The organism is Gemmatimonadota bacterium (assembly GCA_040388535.1).
Classification (GTDB): Bacteria; Gemmatimonadota; Gemmatimonadetes; order Gemmatimonadales; family GWC2-71-9; genus Palsa-1233.
Window position 1 is genome coordinate 466,858 of sequence record JAZKBR010000004.1, and the last position, 21,010, is coordinate 487,867.

The window sequence follows — 21,010 nt, forward strand, 5'->3', positions numbered from 1 at the left end:
TGAAGGGCCGGCTTCCCAAAGAGGAGCCGGCCCTTCCAGTTTGTATCCATCATCCATCATCCATCATCCATCATCCATCATCCATCATCCGTCATCCGTCATCTACTTGTCAGCTAGTGCGCCGCTTCCTTCTGCAGCGTGATCAACGCCAGTCGCGGGGAGACCATCGGATAGGTGCGAGCGAACCAGCCAATGCAGGCGATGAAGAGCCCGAGGAAGGTCAGCGTGGGGCCGATTTCCGGGAGCCCGAAGACCGGCCCTGCTTCGGCGGTCACCGACGGCATCACCAGCAGATAGCGCTCGAGCCAGAGGGCGCAGAGCGAGATCGTGGCGAAGGCGCCGAAAATCGCCGGCGTCTTCTTGGGGCCAACGCCGAGCAGGCCGGTGAACGGAAGCACGAACATCCCCAGGAAGACCGCGCTGCCAACGACCCGCCACGGGCCCCAGAGACGCGCGAAGACGAAGCCCGTCTCTTCCGGCAGGTTGCCGTACCAGATCACCAGGAACTGGGCCCACATCAGGTAGGTCCAGAAGACGGTGAAGCCGAAACAGAGCTTGCCGAGGTCGTGGCGCTGCTTCGGCGAGATGAACTCACCGAGCTTGGCGCCGTTGTTCCGCGCAAAGATCACCATCAGGCCCAGAAGCATATGGGCGCCCAGGAACGACCCCATGAAGAACCAGCCACCGAGCAGGTTGGAGAACCAGTGCGGCTGCAGCGACATGATGCCGTCGAATGCCACGATGGTGAAGACCAGGGCATAGACCGCTGCGAAGATCGCCGCCAGCCGGTAGATGCGGGTATGGTTCTCGGCCTCGTTGTACCCGGCAAGCATCCGTTCGTAGCGAGCCTTGCGACCATCACTGACCTTTTCCTTGGCCAGCACGAGGTCCGGAAGCATGTCGCTCCGGATCAGGCGAATGCCGAGGTAATAGAGGACGCCGAGGCCAATGAAGAGCCGCGCCGCCATCCAGCTCTTCGAGAGCCAGAGGGCCTTGCCCGGCGACACGCCGTGCAGTGCCGCCTGCATGTTGCCGTAGATGTCCTGGTAGCCGAAGGTGAAGATCAGCGCGAGGCCGATGAGCGAAACCGGGATGAAACCCGACACCGCCTGCGACAACCGCAGGATCACACCCGACCACTTGGCATTGGCGATCTTGTAAACGGCCGTGATGGCGATCGATCCGCCGGTCAGCGACGTGAAGAAGAGCCAGTTGACGTGGAAGGTCTGCCAGGCGCGATGACTTCCTTCGCCCATGAGCGCCATCACGAAGAGCACGATACCGACCAGCGCAATCCCGCCACCGATCGTCAGGAAGGAGCCGTAATCGCTGTTGACACTCTTCTCAGCGAGGCGGTCTTCTACCACGGAAAAATCGGTCGCCATCAGCGGGCTCCCCCGGCGGCAGGTGGCAAGGGCGACTTCGCCTGGAGCGAGCGCACATAGTCAACGACGGCCCAGCGCTCGTCCTGACGGACGATCTTGTCGCCATACTGCGGCATACCGGCGCGGCCATAACGAATGATGCTGTAGAGGTAGCCATCACCCCAGTGACGCGCACTCGCCGTCATCAGGGATGGGGCACCATTGTACGGCGTCACGGTACCGTCGCCAGCACCCTGATAGCCGTGACACATCGAGCAGTAGGTGTCGAAGAGCTCTTCCCCGCTCCGCGCGCCGACCTTGGCGGGCGTGGTGGGATGCTGCAACGCGTTCGCCACCAGGGTATCGAAGCCGTAGACCGGGAAGGCCGCCGTCGGATCTCCGACGCGCCAGTCGCGCTCCCCACCGCCGAGTGGGACCACGTGGGCGGGCGTGTTGCGCGGGATGTCGAACCGCTGATACGGGTGGACGCCCTTGGAGAGAATCATGTGGTCGAACCACGGCACCCGGTGCATGAGGTCGTCGGGGGACGGCACTTCGTTGTACCAGAAGTTGCAGCCACCGAGCGCCAGCAGCACCATCGCAGACATTGCCTTACGCATCACGGAGCACCTCCACCGAGCCAGCCGCCGTCAGCATCCCGGCCACGGCGGCGGCCTGATCGGCACCGCAGGGGACGAAGACCCCAATCAGGTCGTCGCTGTACTTGGGATGATACGGACGGCCCTTGAGCGAGCGGCGCATCGAGAGAATGATGATGCCGGCGATGGTCGAGAGCGCACCCACGAGAATCGTGAGTTCGAACCCGAGCACCACGAAGGCCGGAATCGCCGCGATCGGCTTGCCACCAACCAGCAGTGGCCATTCGCGCGCCATCCAGATCGTCATCGAGAAACCAGCGGTGCAGCCGGTCAGGCCACCGATGAGCGTCCACATCCGGACCGGCGAGATCGGATCGCCGAGCGCAGCTTCGAGCTCGTGATTCGGCGCAGCCGAATAGACGGTGAGGTCGGTATGCCCCTCGGCCTTGAGGCCGCGGATCGCATCACACGCCGCATCGATGTGCTGGAACGACCCGAGCACTCCGGGTACGGTCTTCGCCGCCATCAGTGTGCCCCCCCGTGGGAGTTCCGGCGCGGCATCGGGATCAGTTCCTTCAGCTCCTGGATCGCCACGATGGGGAAGTTCTTGTAGAACAGCGTGAACCAGAGCCCGAACCAGCCAAACGATCCGGCGAGCATGGACCAGTCGGCCCACGTCGGGTTCATCTGGCCCCACGCGAACGGCATGTAGTCGTTCGAGAGGGACGAGACGACGATGACGTAGCGCTCGAACCACATCCCGATGTTGATGAAGATCGAGATCACGAACAGCGAGGTCATGTTGGTTCGGATCTTCCGGAACCAGAGCAACTGCGACACGAACGCGTTGCAGGTGATCATCGTCCAGCCGGCCCACCACATCGGGCCAAACGCGCGCCGGTAGAAGGTGACCTGTTCGAACGGCGATCCGGAGTACCACGCCACGAAGTATTCCATCGCGTAGGCGTAGAAGAGGATCGACCCCGTGAACAGCGTCAGCTTGCCGAGGTTATCGAAATGGTAGTCGGTGATCATGTGCTCGAACTTGAGCACCTTGCGCAGCGGCACTACCAGCGTGAACACCATGCCGATGCCGGAATAGATCGCGCCGGCGACGAAGTACGGCGCGAAGATGGTGCCGTGCCAGCCCGGGACGATCGATGAGGCGAAGTCCCACGAAACGACGGAGTGGACCGAGAGCACCAGCGGCGTCGCGAGGGCGGCGAGGTAGAGATAGGCGCGGGTGTAGTGGCGCCACTGCGAATCGGCGCCGGTCCAGCCCAGCGAGAGCGCGCCATAGACCTTCTTCTTCCAGCCGCTGACATTGTCGCGAATGGCGGCGATGTCGGGGACTAGCCCGACCATCAGGAAGGTGCTCGACACCGTCAGGTAGGTCGAGATGGCGAAGACGTCCCACATCAGCGGCGACTTGAAGTTCGGCCAGAGGTAGCGCTGGTTGGGGTACGGAATCAGCCAGTAGAAGACCCACTCGCGACCGATATGGATGATCGGAAAGAGCGCGGCCGTCATGACGGCGAAGACCGTCATCGCTTCCGTTGCGCGGTACACCGCGGTGCGCCAGGGCGAGCGGAACAGGAAGAGAATCGCCGAGATCAGCGTGCCCGCGTGACCGATACCGACCCAGAATACGAAGGTCGTGATGTAGACCGACCACATGATCGGCGGCGCGTAGCCGGCCAACCCGAGGCCGTACTTGAGCTCGGCCGTGACGGTGGCGAACATCACCAGGGTGAGGAAGGCCATCGTCGCGACCAGGAAGTAGTACCCCTTGGTCGGCTTGTCGGTGATCGACTTCAGGACGTCGCGGGTGACCTCACCGTGCGTCTGGGTCGGAATGCTCGGATCGTGCGCGATGACGGCCATCTCAGTGCTCCCCCGCCGGCGCGTGCGCAGCTGCCGGCTCGCGGTGGAGTACCTTGGCCAGATAGGTGACCGCTGGCCGGACGTTGGTCTCTTCGAGCATCACATATCCTCGCGGGTCACGCTTCCACTTCACGACCTTGGCCTCGGGGTCCTTCACGTTGCCGAACGCCAGGGCGCCCGACGGGCAGGCCTGGGCGCAGGCGGGCTGTACTTCCTTCTCCGTCGGGTCGCGATCCTCGAGCTTTGCCGTGTTCTGCGCACCGCGAATTCGCTGGACGCAGAAGGTGCACTTCTCCATCACCCCTCGCGCGCGCACCGTGACTTCCGGATTGAGCTGAAGGTTGAGCGGCTCCGGCCACGCGAATTCACTGTAGCGCGACCAGTTGAAGTAGCGAACCTTGAACGGACAGTTGTTGCTGCAATAGCGAGTGCCGACGCAACGGTTGTAGACCTGGCCGTTGAGTCCGTCGGGCGTGTGGTACGACGCGTAGACCGGACAGACCGGTTCACACGGCGCGTTGTCGCAATGCTGGCACATCACCGGCGCGAAGCGGGCCTCGAGCGGCTCACCATTCTCGCCGCCCTCCCAGTAGCGCTCGATGCGGACCCAGCTGAGTTCACGACCCTTCAGCACGGCCTCTTCGCCGACGGTCGCGATGTTGTTCTCGGCGTAGCAGGCGGTCACGCAGGCCGAGCAGCCAGTGCAACGCGACAGATCCACCGCCATCCCCCACTTCGGATGCGGATCGGCGTAGTTGCCGAGCTTGGTGCGCTCGGTCTGGCTCTCGTACCAGCCCGCGATCGCCTCGGCTTCCTTCTCGGTGTTCACTTCGTGCGCCGGATGCCCTTCGGCCTTGATCGCCTCTTCCGGCGTCATCCCCTTCGCTGCATAGGCAAGCGGCATCGCTTCGATGATGCCACGGCCGAGCTGTCGCGGGTTCCCTTCGGTCTTGGACACCTTGCGGTAGTCGCCGGTCGTCTTGACCGACACCTTGGTGCTCACGTACGGGAGGAATCCCTGTCCGTCGGCTGCGCCAAGGAGGTCGACGGCGTTGACACCGCGGCCCTTGGCGTAGCGGCCGTATTCGGTGTGGCCGAGTCCGAGCGGCATCGCGAGTACATCCTCGCGGATGCCGGGATAGACCAGCACCTGCGCCCGGATGGTCCCGTGCGGTGAAGTGAGCTCGACGATTTCGCCCTCGCGCACGTCGATCTTCTTTGCGGTTTCCGGATTCACTTCAACCCACGACTGCCAGGTGATCTTGGTGATCGGGTCCGGGTTCTCGAGCAGCCACGGCTTGTTGGTCCCGCGGCCATCGTGGTACATCGAGCTCGGATACGGCAGGAAGACGAACTCGCCGGTGCCATCGAAGGTCGGAACCGTGACGCTCACCGTTGCCGCCGACGACGCCATCGTGACCGTGGTCGTGGGTGAAGCGCCGAAGAGCCCGCCACGCCCGAGCGATTCACGCCAGTAGGTGTCGAAGTCGCCGGCGGGTGAGCTCTTCTGCCACTCGCGCTTGAGGTGCTCCTCGAAGCTCGGGGCGTTGAAGCCCGCGAAGGGGCCCCCGGCGAGCTGCGCGGCCTTGAGCAGCAGGTCGCCGGTGTGCATCGCCGCAAAGACCGGTTCAACCGTCGGCTGCAGCAGCCCGGTGACACCAGCGCGCGGACGGAGATCGTCCCAGCGCTCGAGGGCGTGAAGATTGGGGAGGATCAGATCACACGCGGCCGCCGTCTCATCGAGGACGGACGCGGTCGAGATCTTGAACGGCACCTTGGCCATCGCCTCGGCGAACTTGCCGCTCTTCGGCAGGGCGTAGAGTGGATTCGCTTCGTGGACGAGGAGCACCTGCACCTGGCCACCGCGCATCGATTCGAACAGAGCCGCGACGTCGCCATATCCGGACGCGGTCGCCGGAGCAGCGGAGGCCGCTGCGAAAAGCACCGTCTTGCCGACGTTGCCCGCGGCCTCGTTGAGCAGGTTCACTGCGTGGCAGAGATCGATCGCGCCGCGATGCTGGGCTGCGACGCCACCAGCGACCGCGAGTGACGGGGTGGCGGCGGCAAAGGCCTCACCCATCGCGGTCAGTTGTGCAGCCGAGAGCCCGGTCGCCTTGGCAGCCTGTTCCGGTGCATATGCGGCAAGCGATCCGGCGAGCGCGCCGCCCTTTCGTGCGGCGACGACCTGGGCCATTGCGAGTGCCACCATCACCTCGCTGCCGGCCGGGACATTCATCCACTCATCGGCATTCGCGCCGGTGAGCGACATCCGGGGACCGACGTACACATGCTTCGCCATGGTGCCGTCGTGGAAGCCGTGTGATTCGGCGAAGCCACGCTGCTGCTCGACGACCGCACCCCACGTTTCGAGGAAGTCGGCGCCGAACGACACGATGTGCTTCGCGCTGGCGAAGTCATACACCGGCAGGTCGGAGCGTCCCCACGTCTTCTCGTTGGCCTTGCGTTCCGCGTCGCGACCGAAGGCCTCCCAATAGACGACCTTGCCGCCTGCCGCGCCGATAAAATCGGTGAGCAGGGTGGAAAACGTCGAGGGACCGTAGCCGTTGATCGCCGCAACCTTGCCCGACGCTGCACCGACCTTGGCCGCGACACGCGCGGCAGCATCGTTCCACGAAATCTTGTCGAATCCGCCGGCGGCATTGCGCGCGAGCGGTCCGGCGAGGCGGTCGGGATTGTAGAGCCCCTGCAGGCCTGCCTGGCCACGGCTGCAGAGCGTCCCGGCGTTGATCGGGTGCTCGGCGAGTCCTTCCAGCTTGATGGGGCGGGCTTCGCGGGTCTTCACGGCGATGCCACACCCGGTGCTGCACTCGGTGCAGGTGCTGGCATACCAGGTCGCCACGCCGGGCACCTGCTGCTCGGACTGGACCAGGTAAGGCACCAGCTTGGCGACCTTGTCAGTCGAGCAGCCCGAGAGGGCGGCTGCGCCAGCACCGGTCACGCCGAGCACCTTGAGGAACTTCCGTCGATCGACGCCGGACGTTTCGCTCTCGTCGGCCATCGCTACTCCGTGGTCGGGATGTCTGGTCGTCATATCAGTAGTGGCAGACAGTGCAATCGCGCGAAACCTTCCGCTCGATGTGGCAGCTGATGCAGAAGCCCATGTTATTCACGTTGTTGACCTTGTAGACCTGCGGCATCCGCGAGACGTTGCCGTGACAGGTGGCACAGGCCGCGGGCCCGAGTGCCTTGATGTGACGCGCGTGCGGAAAGCGGACGTGGCGGGCGACGCTGTGGACGCGTACCCACTCCACCGGCTTCTTCGCGCTCCAGGCTTCCTTGAGCTTCTTGATCTCGGCCTTGTTGGCGTCGGTCTTTCCGGCGACCGCGATATGGCAGCCCATGCAGGTCTGCATGCTCGGAATGCCAGGCTCGGACGAAACACCGACCGAGTAATGGCAGTACTGGCACTGCATCTTGAGCTGGCCAGTGTGGATGTCGTGACGGAAGAAGATCGGTTGCCGCGGACCCTTGAGGGAAGACGAATCGGCCGCACTGAGCGGTGCCGGGCCGGTGGCGGGTTTCTGTGCGACGCCGGGGAGGGCGGCAAAGGCCAGCAAGGCCGTTGCCATCGTCACGACGCCGAGTCCGAGGACGAACCGCTTACTCATATCTGCTGACCGCCGAAGAGGATCCGAGACAGGGTTGCAACTCCTTGCCGGGCGCAAAGCTAGCCGAAGTCAGAGGTCCGTTCAACTACGGGACGGATGGGTCGTCTTCCGGAGCGGGGTCCGCCGGGACCAGCTGGCCGCCCACTTTGCGCGGCAATGGGGGAAGCAGGCCCTTCCGCCGGAGAAAGTGGCCCACTTCGAGGCCGATCGCCCGGAAGAGGCCAGCCTCGCGAACGTCGAGGTCGGCGCGGAAAATGACCTCCCGGAAGCCCCGCATCACCAGATCCGCCTGTCGCTTCTTGAAGAACTCGATGGCGTGCATCGAGGCCTCCCAATCGGCAAAGAGCGCCTCGAGCTCGGCGTGATTGGTGGGTCCGGCGGCGTGTCGCGGCCTCTTGAGGGGAATCTGGTCACCCCCACGGGCCACCCAGGTCTCGTAGGCCATCACCGCCCAGGCCTGCGCCAGGTTCAGTGAGGTGTACTCGGGGTTGGCGCTGATGGTCACCAGCTTGGCGCAGCGATCGAGTTCCTCGTTGCTGAGCCCGTGGTCCTCGCGCCCCGCGAGGATTCCCACTCGACCCTCGAGGCTCCGCTCCACCAGCTCCACCGCCGCCTCGCGGGGCCGCAGCGTGGCCCGCTTGGCGGTCCGCTCCCGACCGGTGAGCGCCAGCACGTAGCTGAGGTCGGCGAATGCCTCGTCGATGGTGGCGTGGATCGTCATCCGCTCGAGGACATCGGCGGTGTTGTGCGCCACCCCTTCGATACGGTAGAGGTCGACCGGACACTCCGGCGCCACCAGCCGGATTTCGGTGACCCCGAAATTCTTGGCGACCCGGACACAGGAGGCGAGGTTCACGAGGTCCTGCACGGCCACCAGCACCAGCACGGGCGCCGGCGGCATGACCCGTTCCCTGGTCATGCGCGGAGTTCCACGCCCGCACGACGTTCGGCATTGCGGAAGGGGTCGAGATAGTCGGCGCTTTCGCCCAGTTCACTCCGCAGGACCCGGGCGCGCTCACGGGCGGTGCGAATCACCGGGTCGGGGATGCCGAGTTCCTGTGCCAGATCATGGGCGATGCCGATGTCCTTCTCGAGCAGCGCGAGCCGGAAGAGCCGTGGAAAGCTGCCGCTGAGCACCCGCTCCGGCACGAGGACCTCACTGACGAATGACCGGCCGCTCGATGCATTGATCACGTCCAGCACCGCCGCCGGCGACAGACCCGCCTTGGCGAGGGTGACCATCCCCTCCGCGAGTGCCAGGATGTTGATGGCAAGGAGGGCGTTGTTGACCGCCTTGACGGCGTGCCCTGCCCCGACCGGGCCGAGGTGGATCACCTTGGCGGCGAAGGGAGCTACCACCTTCTCGGCCCGCGCAACGTCTGCCGGCGAGCCACCGCACATCACCGTGAGAGCGCCCTTGATCGCCATCGGCGGACCGCCGCTGAGCGGCGCATCGACAAAGCCAATGCCGCGCTCGTGCAGCCGTGCGGCGATCAGCCGCGAAGTCGCCGGATCGCCCGACGTGCAGTCGACAACGAGGGCGCCGGCGGGGAGGGTCGCGAGCAGGCCATCGGGTCCGTCGAACAGGGTTGCGACGTCCGCCGAAGTCGGCAGGCAGGTCACGATGGCGTCGACGCCATCGGCAAGTTCTCGCAGAGTATGGGCCTGATTCGCGAGCGGGTGAGCCGCAACGAATTCGGCCGCACGGGCCTCCGTCCGGTTCCAGACCTTTACTTCGTAGACCTCAGCCAGTCGTGCAGCCATCGGGACTCCGATGGCGCCGAGGCCGGCAAAGCCGATCCGCATCCGGGCTCCGGGTGTGTGAGACGCTAGAATGTACGGCCATGGCTACCCGAATCCTGCACCTCGATCTCGATGCCTTCTTCGTGGAGGTCTGCCGGCAGCAGCAGCCCGAGCTGCGCGAGATCGAACTGCTGGTCGTGGGTGGCAAGCGCGAGTCTCGCGGGGTGGTGCAATCGGCGAGCTACGGCGCGCGGAAATTCGGGGTCCGCTCGGGAATGCCGATCGGCCAGGCCGTGCGGCTCTGCCCCGATGCCACTTTCGTGCGTGGTGAATTCGCTGACTACCGTGACGCATCGCGACGCGTCAGGGGCGTGCTCGAAGCGCATGCGCCACTGGTGGTGATGACGGGACTCGATGAAGGGTATCTCGACTTCAGCGGCACCGACCTGTTGCATCCGGTGTCCTTGCTGGCCACGGCCACCACCATCCGGAATGCGGTGCACGCCGCCACCGGACTCGATTGCTCCATCGGCATCGGTCCGAATCGGATGATTGCGAAGATCGCGAGCGACTACGCCAAACCGCGCGGCGTCTGCGAAGTGCGCGAAGGATGGGAGCGCGACTTTCTCGCCGGCCTCGCGCTGTCGGCACTCCCCGGCATCGGTCCGAAGACGGCACAACGCCTTCGCGATCTGGGGCTTGAGAATGTGGCTGAGGTGCAGGCGATGTCACTCGACGAACTCGCTAGCGTGCTTGGGCGCGACGAAGCAGCTGCCCTGGCTCGCCGCGCGTCGGGCAAAGGGAGCGTCACGCTGCGACCCCACGGGCCCGCCAAGTCTGTGAGTCGTGAAACGACGTTCGGTCGCGACCTCACTGATGTGACGGAACTCGACCGGGTGCTGTTGCTCCTCACGGCGCGAATGGCGGGTCAGCTGCGCGATGAGGGGCTGGTGGCAGGGGCTGTCGTCCTGAAGCTGCGCCATGGCGATTTCGTGACCGTGACCCGACGGAAGACGCTCACGACACCGACTGCGTTCGATCACGAATTGCTGACCGTCGCGCGTGACCTGCTGCGCCCCGCCTTTGCTGCGGCACGGAGCCGCCGGCAGGGGATCCGGTTGCTCGGGGTCGCGGCGACCTCGCTGCTGCCGGTCGAGGCGCCGGATCTCTTCGAATCGGCCGACCGGGGGCGCCAGCGGGAGGTGGTCCGCGCGATGGATTCGGTTCGGGCGAAGTTCGGCTTTGACGCCCTCCGGAGCGGTCGGCTCGTCCGGCCGCCAAAGCCGGTGGATTAGCTTTGCTGTAAGACTTTACGTGGAGCAGGCGATGGCAACAGCAGAAGGTCGGACGATCCCGTTCGTGGGACCCGAGGCAATCGACACTACGGTACTGGAAACTTTCCCGTATGAGGGCCCCGATCAGGAGATCGTGACCAGCACCGGAGAGTTCAGCGCCGTCTGTCCATTCAGCGGCCTTCCCGATATTGCCGTACTGACGCTACGCTACGTGCCCGGCGATTGCTGCATCGAACTGAAGAGCCTCAAGTACTATGTGATGAGTTATCGAAACGTCGGCATCTTCCAGGAACACGCGACGGCCCGACTCGCGCAGGACCTGCAACAGGTGCTCCGCGCCAAGACGCTCACGGTCACTACGCGCTACAATGTCCGTGGCGGTTTCGAGACCACCTGCAGCGTCACGTTGCCGGGCAAGCCACTGTAGGACCACCACGAGGCACCCCCGATCGCCTTCTCCGCCGAGTCCGTCGCACTTCAGGAACTCCTGCTCGGTCGCTTTTCGCTGGAACGCGAGCTGGGGCGCGGCGGGATGGGCACGGTCTACCTCGCTCGTGATGTCCGGCTCGACCGGCCGGTGGCGCTGAAGGTTCTCCATCGCGAACTCGCCGGACAGCTCGACTCGCGCGCCCGCTTCCTGCGCGAGGCTCGCACCGCCGCCAGACTCGCCCACCCCCACATCGTCCCGATCTTCGCGGTTGAGGAACACCCCGACTGCGTGGTCATCGTGATGGCCTACGTCGATGGTGAGACACTCGGCGAGCGACTGCGGCGGCGTGGCACGCTCCCTCCTGATGATGCCGAACGGATGCTCCGCGAAACGGCCTGGGCACTGGGGTATGCCCACGCACACGGGGTCATTCACCGCGATCTCACGCCGGCCAACATCCTGCTCGAACGGGGAACTGGTCGGGCCGTGCTCGCCGACTTCGGCATTGCCACCCGGCGCGACGATCTGGAGCAGGGACCGGTCTTCGGCACCCCGGGGTATCTCGCACCGGAAACCATTCGCGGCGACCCGGCGACGATGGCCTCCGACCTCTATGCCCTCGGTGCGGTGGGCTACCTGGCCCTTGCGGGCACGCCGCCGCTCGAAGCCGAGTCACCGGCCCAGCTGCTGGCGCGGCACCTGGTACAGCCGCATCGGCCGCTGGCCCCCAAGGCGCGCGGAGCATCGCGGCGAATGATCGACGCGGTGGAACGGTGCCTCGCAAAGGACCCGGATGCGCGGCCCGCCGATACCGCCGCGTTCCTGACGCTGCTCGAGCGACCACCCGAACCGGTGGCGATCGCGCCGGCACTGCGAAGCTGGTTCACGCGATGGGATCGCATCCGTTCGATCTACGCGCTGGCAACGCCGCTGCTCGCGATGCAGACCTGGCTGCTGATCCAGAGCGCGTTCGAAGAAGGCAAGCGCGAGCTGCTGACGGTCGCCCTCATCACCACCGCCCTCTCCCTCACGGCGATCCCGATCATCACCCACCTGCTGTTCGAGGCCGCCGAGCTGCGGCGGTTGCGGCGCGTCGGCTTCGGCATCGATGACATTCGCTCGGCGCTGCCACACTGGCGCGCGGAGATGGTGCGCGAGCGCCGGCGGGAAGGGCTGGCGCCGTTGGGCGGTCGAGTCATCTGGGACCTCACGGTGATCGGTGCCCTGACGCTCATTGTGTCGCTTGGAGTGATCTGGCCCAACCTCGAGACGTGGAATGTTGCCGACGTCAGCATTGTCCGCGATGCGATGGTGTGGATGCTCTCCGGAGTCTACTTCGGCACGCTCACCGGCGTCGGCATCGGCTTCCTCCTGCCCGGTCACCGACCGAAGCCGGATGGCTGGATCAACGCCATGAAGGAAGCGTTCTGGCGGTCGCGCGTTGCCGGAACTCTGGCGCGTCTCTCGGCAGCGGGACAGCGCGCCGTCATCGCCGCGTCGTCGACGCTGCACCGCAATACCGAACTCGTACTCGGGCTCGCCGTCGATGATCTCTGGAAGGTCATCCCGCCCGCGACGCGCACCGAGCTGGGCGATGTTCCCTCGCTCGCGCATGCCCTGCAAGGGAGCGCGACCGAACTGCGCGACCTGATTGATCGGCTGCGCGAGAGTGAGCGCGAACTGTCGACCGATTCGTTCGAGTTCACCCAGATCAGCGAAGCGCTGGTCCCGCTCGAGGCGCGCCACCGCGAGACGGTGGCATCGCTTGAGCGCATCCGGCTGCAGCTGCTGCGGTTGCTGGCGACGCGCGAGCATACCGCGGAGCTGACCCAGCAACTCGAGGCCGCCCGATTGCTCGAATCGGCGCTGCTTTGTGAGGTCGGCGGCCACGCCGAATTGCGGAAGCTGCTTGGCCGCACCCGCCGGCCCGGCGCGGGCACCCCGACGTGACCGACACTCCGCCGGGCGCGACGCTCGAAGCAGTACAGGATGCCTTTGCCGGTGCCTGGTCGCTCGAGCGCGTACTCGGGATCGGTGGCATGGGAACGGTCTTTCTCGCCCGCGACGTTTCGCTCGACCGACCGGTGGCGATGAAGGTGCTCCACCCCGCCCTCGCGGCACGCGACGAGCAGCGTGAACGCTTCCTGCGCGAGGCTCGCACCGGCGCGCGACTCTCGCATCCGCATATCGTTCCGATCTTTGCCGTCGACGAACTCGGTGGCTTCGTCTTCTTCGTGATGGGACTCGTTGACGGCGAATCGCTGGGCAGCCGCCTCCGACGTGAAGGCCCGGTGCCTGGTGCAGACGCCGAACGGATCCTCCACGAAGTGGGGTGGGGCCTGGCCTATGCACACGCGATGGGAATCGTGCACCGCGATGTCACGCTCGACAACATCCTGCTCGAGCGGAGCACCGGTCGCGCGCTGCTCGCTGATTTCGGCATCGCCGCCGAGGTCGATCGCGCCGATCACGGCCCGCTGCTCGGAACACCGGCCTACCTCGCCCCCGAATTGATTCGCGGCGAAAGCGCCGGACCGGCAAGCGACATCTATGCACTCGGCATCACTGCGTGGACGATACTGGCCGGGCGCTTTCCGTTCGATGGCGACGATACCGCCGCCGTCCTGTTGCAGCACGTCACCGCCCCGCTGCCATCGCTCGCCAGCGCCGCACCGGCCACATCGCCTCGAGTCGTTCGCGCGATCGAACGCTGCCTCGAACGTGATCCGCTCGCGCGACCCGAGAGCGTCGAGGCACTTCTGGCGCTGCTGCAACGCCCTGGCACTGGTGCCACCCTCGCGGCCCCGATGCAGCGATGGATCGTGCGGGGCGCACGGATTCGGCCGGCGTGGGCTTTCGCGGCTCCGCTGGTTGGCATGCTTTCGATCTCGGCATTTACAGCCGCGATGATGACCCTGGATCCGTTCGACCTCCTCGGCACGCTTCTCCGGAGCGCACTCCTCGTCCTGATCCCGACGCTGCTGTTGCAGGCGATCTTCGAGTGGCGCGAACTTCGACTCGCCCTGCGTGCGGGCTACGGGCTCGAGGATCTGCGCCTCGCGCTCCAGCGCCACGCTGCCGAACGCGAAATCGAAGTCGCGCCGCTGCTGGGACGGGTGATGCACGACGTGGCCTGGCTCTCGGTGGGCGCCATCCTGCTGATGACGCAGGCAATCCGGTACGGTCCGCTGCTGGTCCGCGACTGGGAATCCTTCGTGCCGTTCGTGAAGGCCGTCGTCGATCTCGCTCGCTGGTGCTGGATGCTGCTCTGGACCGGCGTCGGCGCCGCCTTCGTCATCCGGATGCGCCGCTCGCTTCCGCGTCGCAACGCGACCCTGACGGAGCGATTCTGGGGCTCGCGACTCGGGGCGCTCGCCGCGCGCCTCGCCGGGATTGGCCTCCGCAATGCCGTGCCACCCGAGACGACCCTGCATCGACCGACCGAACTGGTGCTCGATCTCGCCATCGAAGAGTTGTGGGCCGCGCTGCCCGAATCGAGCCGCGTCTCGCTCGACGACCTCCCGACGCTTGCGACCGCCCTGCGGCATCGGATCGCCGAAATGAAGGCACTGCGGCGACACCTGTCCGACCCGGCCCTGCCGCAGTCGCCGGGTCATCTGTTGCTGGAACGCCAGCTGGGCGAACGGGAAGCCGCCGCCATCACCGCGCTCGAGGGGCTGCGCCTGCAGCTCGCGCGACTCACGCTCGATGTCGCCTCGGCCGGCGAGTTCACCGGACAACTTGCCGACGTGCGGACGCTCGAGATGGAATTGCTGGAGGAACTGGGCGGCCACGGCGCACTCCGTCGGGTGCTGCGGAGCGAGCGACCGCGCGAAGGGACCCCAGTGACGACTCCTGGCTGATGCGATCGGTTGCCAGGGTAGCGTAGCTGGCGGTAACTTGCTGACCAGCAAGCAAGCTATCGGAGGGCCCCTGTGCCTCGTGCCGCCGCTTCCCCGCCCCGACCCCGTGACGCTGAGCGTACTCGCAGCGCCGTGCTCGACGCCGCCGAGACGCTTTTCTCGGAGCGCGGCTTCGCTGCCACGTCCATGGCAGATGTTGGCGCCCACGCGGGCGTTTCCCGCGGCACGCCGGGCTACTTCTTCCGGTCCAAAGCTGAGCTCTATCGGGCCGTGATCGACCGCGCCTTCGCCGACGCGCTCGATGCCGTCCGGGTGGGGCGCGCGCGCGCCATGCGCAGCGGTCGACCTGCGGCCGACGTGCTCGCGGGGGCAGTGAGCGACTACGTCGACTTCGTCGAGGCGCACCCGAAATTCGTCCGGCTGATCCAGCGCCAGGCGCTCGGCGAGGCCTCGGGCCTCGGCAACCTCCCACTTGGGCAGGCGGTCGGTGCGGAAGCCGTCGCGGCGCTGGCTCAGGAACTCGGTTTCCCGCCGCGTGCGCGTTCCGCGGCGATGCACGTCTTTCTGTCGCTGATCGCCCTCACCTGGTTCCCGTTGATTCACGCCACCACGCTGATCCCTGCGATCGGCTTCGATGCGGACGACCCGCGATTCGGGGTCGCGCGCAAGAAGCACATCACCGCCCTGCTCCTCGGCGCCTTGCCCCCACGACGCACGCCTTCCGCTCGACGGAGTTCACGATGACTGAAGTGCTCGCTTCCACACCGCGGATGCCGTCGGCGGCCCCGCATGTCGCTCCGAGCGTTGACGAGGCACGCGCCGTCGCCGAGGCGGCGAGGGAGACCGAATGGAGCGCCCCGAGCTTCGTGCGCGAGCTCTTCGAAGGCCGACTCCGGCTCGACCTGATCCATCCGTTTCCCGCGGCGAGTGCCGAGGAGATTGCCAAAGCGAAGCCGTTCCTCTCGGCCCTCGAAGCGTTCCTCCACGCGAACGTTGACAGTGACCGGATCGATCGCGAGGGGAAGATCCCCGATGAGGTGATCGAGGGATTGCGCGCCCTGGGAGCCTTCGGGATCAAGATCCCCGAGTCGTACGGCGGTCTCGGACTCTCGCAGCTCTCCTACACGCACGCGATCGCCATGGTGACCTCGCACGACGGCTCGCTGACGGCGCTGCTCTCTGCGTCGCAATCGATTGGCGTTGCCGTGCCGCTCAGGCTCTTCGGTACCGAGGCGCAGAAGCAGCGCTACCTGCCGCGGCTCGCGCTCGGCGCAATTTCCGCATTCGCATTGACTGAACGGCAAGTCGGCTCCGATCCCGCCGGCGTCGCGACGACCGCCGAGAAGAGCGACGACGGCAGCCACTGGATCCTCAACGGCGAAAAACTCTGGTGTACCAACGGCCCCATCGCCGAGGTGATGGTGGTGATGGCGCGCACCGGGAAGCGGATCACTGCGTTCGTGGTCGAGTCCGACTGGCCCGGGGTGGAGCTCGTCCACCGGCTCCATTTCATGGGACTCAAAGCGATCGAGAACGGCGTGCTCCGCTTCACCAACGTGCGCGTCCCGGCAGAAAACGTGATCTGGGGCGAGGGCAAGGGGCTCAAGCTCGCGCTGACGACGCTCAACACCGGGCGGCTCACGCTCCCGGCGTCGTGCGCGGCCGGCGCCAAGCGTGCGCTCGAAATCACGCGACGCTGGGCGGCCGAGCGGGTGCAATGGGGGAAGCCGATCGGGAAACACGATGCCGTCGCGCAGATGCTGGGGACGATGGCAGCCGACACCTTTGCGATGCAGGCCGTGAGCGATCTCGCATCGCTGCTGGCCGATCGGGGCGATGCCGACATCCGGCTGGAGGCTGCGCTGGCGAAGTTGTGGAACTCGGAAATGGGGGATCGGATCATTGACGACTGCCTGCAGATCAAGGGCGGCCGCGGCTATGAAACCGCCGACTCACTCCGCCTGCGGGGGGAGCGGCCCGATCCAGTGGAGCGGATGTATCGCGATTTCCGAATCAACCGGATCTTCGAGGGCTCCAGCGAGATCATGCGCCTCTTCATTGCTCGCGAGGCGGTCGACACCCATCTGAAAGTGGCCGGCGACATGATCGACCCGAAGGCCACCACGTCGACGAAACTCAAGAGCCTGCTTCGCGCCGGCGTGTTCTACGCCGGGTGGTATCCACGGCTCTGGTTCGGCGCGGCCTTTCTCAAGCATGGTGAGTTCGGCCCACTCGCGCGTCACCTCCGGTTCGTCGAACGACGCTCTCGCAAGCTGGCCAGAACGCTCTTCCACGCCATGGTGCGCTTCGGTCCGAAACTCGAGCAGCGGCAATCGGTGCTCTTCCGGCTGGTGGATATCGGTGCCGAACTGCTGGCCATGAGTGCCGCCGTCGCCCGGGCCGACGCGCTCATGAAAGCCGGCAACCGCAATGCGACCGAGCTGGCGGACATCTTCTGCCGTCACGCCGCGCATCGCGTGGATGTCCTGTTCGGTGAGACCTTCGGGCCGGACGATCTGGCGACGTATCGCGCCGCGCAGCAGGTGATGGCGGGAGAATTCGCCTGGCTTGAGGAGGGGATGGTCCGCGAACCCGAAGCGCGCTAGTCGCCTTCGCTGATGAGGGCGATGGGGAGGCCGACCATCACCATGTGGCCGACCACCATCGCCACCAGCACGGCGGAGAACTTCAGCGGTCCGCTTGGCGCGTGGGAGAGCGGCACCACGATGAATCGCATGGCTGCCCACACCACGAGTCCGAAGATGAGGCCGGTGCGCGCCGGTCCGAGCGCGAGTCGTAGTTCCCGGAGCGGTGCGATCCGTCGCGTTGACACAGCGTAAATCGCGGCCCAGATCAGCGCGATCGTGAAGTGCAGCACGGCCCCTGCCGCCCAGATCCGCATCCCCCCTTCCTTCGCCGCATCGCCCACCGCACCCGCGGCAATCGACTGCAGCACCTTGCCCGGGATGAACGTCCCCCGCACCGCGAACGAAATCGACAGCGCCAGCACCAGATCGAGCGCTCCTGCGGCCAGGCCGGCGCGAATGACGCGATCGAGGGGCACGGGACGGAGCGACGAATCCAGCATCATGGCATTCCGGGCTTCGGGTCAGTTGGCAGGGTGAAGCCAACGATACCGGAGGCACCGGGGAGTCGCTGTCAGCGGGGTGTCAGAAACACCGTCAGGTTGGAGCCAGGCGACGCGCCAGCGCCGCTCGCAGCGTCGCCTCTTCGGCGCCTGCCTCGAGCCAGGGTGCCGGCCACACGGTCACGCCATCTCGCGCCCCGAGGAGGGCGCCGAGGACGGCGCCGACCGTCGGTGAGATTCCTCCCTGCAACGCCATCGCAGCCAGGGTGTCGAGGGGTCTTGGTCGATGATGCGCGGTCCAGAGCAACCAGGCGATCGCCACTTCGGGAGATGGCGCCGCGCCGAGCGGAACCGGCGGCGGCGTTCCAGGGTCTCGAGGAATCAGGCGAATCGCATCGAGCAGCGTCGCGGGAGCATCATTGGCCCGCAGCACCGCGATGACGTCGGGAATGAAATCCCGACTCCCCTCGAGAAATCTCGACGCGGCGACGACCACCGCGACCGTGGCGAGTGCCGTCGTTTCGCTCGGGTCGATCAATCGCGCAACGTGAAACGCACCGGCAATCATGGCCTGGGGCGACGCGCTCGCGAGCGCGGCCGGGAGGGCAGCCGCCAGCGGCGCGATCCCGGGCGCGGGGAGGTCTGCGATGGGCGCATCGAAGTCCCGCAGGTGATCGAGCGCAAGCGCGAGGAGGGGGTCCACGTCGGTGCCGTCAGCGGAACGCCACTCGACCCATCGGCCGGCGAGTCGGCGCAGGTCGACTCCGCCCGCAACAAGCTGCTCCAGCAATGCATCGGCGAGCGCGGTAGCTGCCCGGCGGTGGCCATGGGGCGCCGGGAGTGCCTGGGGCACGCCTGCCGCGCCGAGGCGCTCTCGGATGGCCTGCGGATCGGTCAGGTCGGCGGTGCTGGCGGCCAGGGCGGCGCCGAGAACGGCGCCGACGAGGAAGCCTTCGCAGCGCTCGGCGCGCGTCGGATCGGTGGGGAGACGCTGGGCGGTCATCCCGACAAGATACCGGAGGTCAGCGCCGCTTCCAGCCCCGTGTAGATTTCCCCTGCCAGCTATTTCGGCATCACGCTCCACCCTCCTTTTCAGGGGCCCGTCCGTGGCGAGCGACAGCCTGTCCATTACCGACAACCGCACTGGGAAAGCCTACGAGCTTCCCATCGTTGACGACACCATCAAGGCGATCGACCTGCGCCAGATCAAGGTGAACGCCGACGACTTCGGGATGATGACCTACGACCCGGCGTTCATGAATACGGCCGCCTGCCGCAGCGCCATCACCTACATCGATGGCGACAAGGGAATTCTCCGCTATCGCGGGTTCCCGATCGAGCAGGTTGCCGACAAGGCCACCTTTCTCGAAGTCGCCTATCTGCTGAACGCCGGCGAGCTGCCGACCCAGCCGCAGCTCGACAAGTGGACCAACGACATCCGGTACCACACCTACGTTCACACCAACATCATCAAGCTGCTCGAGGGCTTCCGCTACGACGCACATCCGATGGGCATGCTCCTCGGTGTCGTCGGTGCGCTCTCGACCTTCTATCCCGATGCGAAGAACATCGAGGATCCGGAGAACCGCTACATCCAGCGCGTTCGCCTGATGGCCAAGCTGCCGACGATTGCCGCGTTCTGCTTCCGGCACTCGCGCGGCCTGCCCTACGAGTTCCCGCGGAATGACGTGGACTACATCGGCAACTTCGTCAACATGACGTTCAGCATCGGCGGCAAGCACCAGCCCAACCCGGTGCTGCAGCGGGCCCTCGAAATCCTGCTGATCCTGCACGCCGACCACGAGCAGAACTGCTCCACCAGCGCCGTGCGCGCCGTCGGCTCCTCCGGCGTCGATCCGTTCTCTGCCGTCTCGGCGGGGATTGCGGCGCTCTACGGCCCGTTGCATGGTGGCGCCAACGAGGCCGTCCTGCGGATGCTGGACGAGATCGGCAGCAAGGACCGGATCCCGAAGTTCATCGAGGATGTCAAGAACGGCGGCGATCGCCTGATGGGATTCGGCCACCGGGTCTACAAGTCCTACGACCCGCGCGCCAAGCTCATCAAGAGCGTGGCGAACGATGTCTTCGCCCAGACTGGCCTCAACCCGAAGCTCGAGATTGCCCTCGAGCTCGAGCGGATCGCCCTCGAGGACGAGTACTTCATCAAGCGGAAGCTCTACCCGAATGTCGATTTCTATTCCGGGCTGATCTACCAGGCGATGGGCTACCCCACCGACTACTTCACGGTGCTCTTTGCCCTCGGCCGCCTGCCCGGCTGGCTGGCGCAGTGGGAGGAGATGATCACCGACAAGGAGCAGAAGATCGCGCGCCCGCGGCAGATCTATACGGGACCGGCGGAGCGGAATTTTGTGGAGATGAAGCAGCGATAGAGGATCTTGGATGACAGATGACAGATGACAGATAACAGCCGAAGGGCCGGCCCCTCACTTGGACGCCGGCCCTTCGTGTCTTCTCCACCATCTGTCATCTGTCATCTGTCATCGTCTCACGATTTCGATAATCCGGATCGCCGGCGTCAGCGCCTGCCCCGTTGCCGGCGAGTGCTGAATCGCGCGAACGATGGCCATTCCCCCGGTAACCCGGCCGAACGCGGCGAAGCCTTCACCATCGGGATTCCGCTTCCCCCCGGCATCAAGTTCCGGCTGCGAGCCGATGACAATGAAGAACGAGGAGGTGGCCGTGTTGGCGCCGGCGCGGGCCATGGAGAGCGTGCCATCGACGTGGTGCAGCCCGGTGACGCGGGTGCCTTCCATGGCGATCGGCGGGAAGTCATCGCTGGCGCGCTCGGACGCCACCGATCCCTGAATCACCTCGATCTTCACCGGTGAGTCGGGCTGGTTCTGCATCGTGACGGTGCGGTGGAACTGCCCGCCGTGGAAATGACCGCCATCGACATAGCGGAGAAAGTTCGCCGCCGTCCGTGGTGCGTGCGTGCTATCCACCTCGACAGAGATCTCCCCCATCGAGGTCCTGATCACCAATGGCACAGTGCCCTGTCCCTCGGCACGCACTGCCGCCAGGACAAGCCCGATCCCGACCACGCGAAGCAATCTCACCGGAACACCTCGCTTCTCGCTTCTCCCTTCTCGCTTCT

General features: G+C 65.9%; 18 protein-coding genes. 7 read left to right on the forward strand and 11 right to left on the reverse strand.

Translation table 11 applies throughout. From position 1 onward, the window contains the following. Nucleotides 1–113: 113 nt before the first annotated feature. The 8 genes from V4558_12085 to V4558_12120 all read right to left on the reverse strand — a co-directional run bounded on the left by V4558_12085 (nt 114) and on the right by V4558_12120 (nt 9,282). Nucleotides 114–1,385, reverse strand: a complete 1,272-nt coding sequence (locus V4558_12085; protein MES2306243.1) for a hypothetical protein — start codon at nt 1,383–1,385, stop codon at nt 114–116. Further along, entirely contained in the window at nt 1,385–1,984 is a 600-nt protein-coding gene (locus tag V4558_12090) for a cytochrome c (protein ID MES2306244.1), read from the reverse strand. Before V4558_12090 ends, V4558_12085 begins: the two co-directional genes overlap by 1 nt. Beyond that, nucleotides 1,977–2,489 carry a DUF3341 domain-containing protein gene (locus V4558_12095; protein ID MES2306245.1) on the reverse strand — a complete coding sequence of 171 codons (513 nt, stop codon included), beginning with the start codon at nt 2,487–2,489 and terminating at the stop codon, nt 1,977–1,979. Before V4558_12095 ends, V4558_12090 begins: the two co-directional genes overlap by 8 nt. Beyond that, complete coding sequence (gene nrfD, locus V4558_12100; GenBank protein MES2306246.1) at nt 2,489–3,847, reverse strand: NrfD/PsrC family molybdoenzyme membrane anchor subunit; 1,359 nt, start codon at nt 3,845–3,847, stop codon at nt 2,489–2,491. The genes V4558_12095 and nrfD overlap by 1 nt, the downstream gene beginning before the upstream one ends. Before the next feature lies 1 nt (nt 3,848). Continuing rightward, nucleotides 3,849–6,866 (reverse strand): molybdopterin-dependent oxidoreductase, encoded by a 3,018-nt coding sequence (locus V4558_12105; protein ID MES2306247.1) that lies wholly within the window; start codon nt 6,864–6,866, stop codon nt 3,849–3,851. Between the two features lie 34 nt (nt 6,867–6,900). Continuing rightward, on the reverse strand, nt 6,901–7,476 hold the full coding sequence (locus V4558_12110) for a cytochrome c3 family protein (protein MES2306248.1): 576 nt from the start codon (nt 7,474–7,476) through the stop codon (nt 6,901–6,903). A gap of 85 nt (nt 7,477–7,561) precedes the next feature. Continuing rightward, nucleotides 7,562–8,395 (reverse strand): TrmH family RNA methyltransferase, encoded by an 834-nt coding sequence (locus V4558_12115; protein MES2306249.1) that lies wholly within the window; start codon nt 8,393–8,395, stop codon nt 7,562–7,564. After that, entirely contained in the window at nt 8,392–9,282 is an 891-nt protein-coding gene (locus tag V4558_12120; GenBank protein MES2306250.1) for an NAD(P)-dependent oxidoreductase, read from the reverse strand. The genes V4558_12115 and V4558_12120 overlap by 4 nt, the downstream gene beginning before the upstream one ends. 38 nt (nt 9,283–9,320) lie before the next feature. On the opposite strand from V4558_12120, the gene dinB reads away from it, so the two are divergent. The 6 genes from dinB to V4558_12150 all read left to right on the forward strand — a co-directional run bounded on the left by dinB (nt 9,321) and on the right by V4558_12150 (nt 17,413). Beyond that, a complete protein-coding gene (gene dinB, locus V4558_12125) occupies nt 9,321–10,514 on the forward strand; it encodes a DNA polymerase IV (GenBank protein MES2306251.1) in 1,194 nt (397 codons plus the stop codon). Nucleotides 10,515–10,545: 31 nt separating this feature from the next. Then, nucleotides 10,546–10,941 carry a preQ(1) synthase gene (queF, locus tag V4558_12130; GenBank protein ID MES2306252.1) on the forward strand — a complete coding sequence of 132 codons (396 nt, stop codon included), beginning with the start codon at nt 10,546–10,548 and terminating at the stop codon, nt 10,939–10,941. 78 nt (nt 10,942–11,019) lie between these two features. Then, entirely contained in the window at nt 11,020–12,894 is a 1,875-nt protein-coding gene (locus V4558_12135; protein MES2306253.1) for a serine/threonine-protein kinase, read from the forward strand. Then, on the forward strand, nt 12,891–14,807 hold the full coding sequence (locus tag V4558_12140) for a serine/threonine-protein kinase (protein MES2306254.1): 1,917 nt from the start codon (nt 12,891–12,893) through the stop codon (nt 14,805–14,807). The genes V4558_12135 and V4558_12140 overlap by 4 nt, the downstream gene beginning before the upstream one ends. 72 nt (nt 14,808–14,879) lie before the next feature. After that, the gene (locus V4558_12145; protein MES2306255.1) at nt 14,880–15,551 is read left to right on the forward strand and encodes a TetR family transcriptional regulator; all 672 of its coding nucleotides are present in this window, start codon (nt 14,880–14,882) and stop codon (nt 15,549–15,551) included. Further along, complete coding sequence (locus V4558_12150; protein MES2306256.1) at nt 15,548–17,413, forward strand: acyl-CoA dehydrogenase family protein; 1,866 nt, start codon at nt 15,548–15,550, stop codon at nt 17,411–17,413. The genes V4558_12145 and V4558_12150 overlap by 4 nt, the downstream gene beginning before the upstream one ends. Here V4558_12150 and V4558_12155 read toward each other — a convergent pair. Then, a complete protein-coding gene (locus V4558_12155; protein MES2306257.1) occupies nt 17,410–17,898 on the reverse strand; it encodes a hypothetical protein in 489 nt (162 codons plus the stop codon). The two genes, V4558_12150 and V4558_12155, sit on opposite strands and share 4 nt — an antisense overlap. Before the next feature lie 91 nt (nt 17,899–17,989). Next, entirely contained in the window at nt 17,990–18,898 is a 909-nt protein-coding gene (locus V4558_12160) for an ADP-ribosylglycohydrolase family protein (GenBank protein MES2306258.1), read from the reverse strand. Nucleotides 18,899–19,001: 103 nt separating this feature from the next. Here V4558_12160 and V4558_12165 point away from each other — a divergent pair, with 103 nt between their 5' ends. Beyond that, entirely contained in the window at nt 19,002–20,285 is a 1,284-nt protein-coding gene (locus tag V4558_12165) for a citrate synthase (GenBank protein ID MES2306259.1), read from the forward strand. Nucleotides 20,286–20,393: 108 nt separating this feature from the next. Here V4558_12165 and V4558_12170 read toward each other — a convergent pair whose 3' ends face one another. Further along, on the reverse strand, nt 20,394–20,972 hold the full coding sequence (locus tag V4558_12170) for a peptidylprolyl isomerase (GenBank protein MES2306260.1): 579 nt from the start codon (nt 20,970–20,972) through the stop codon (nt 20,394–20,396). Between the last annotated feature and the right edge of the window lie 38 nt (nt 20,973–21,010).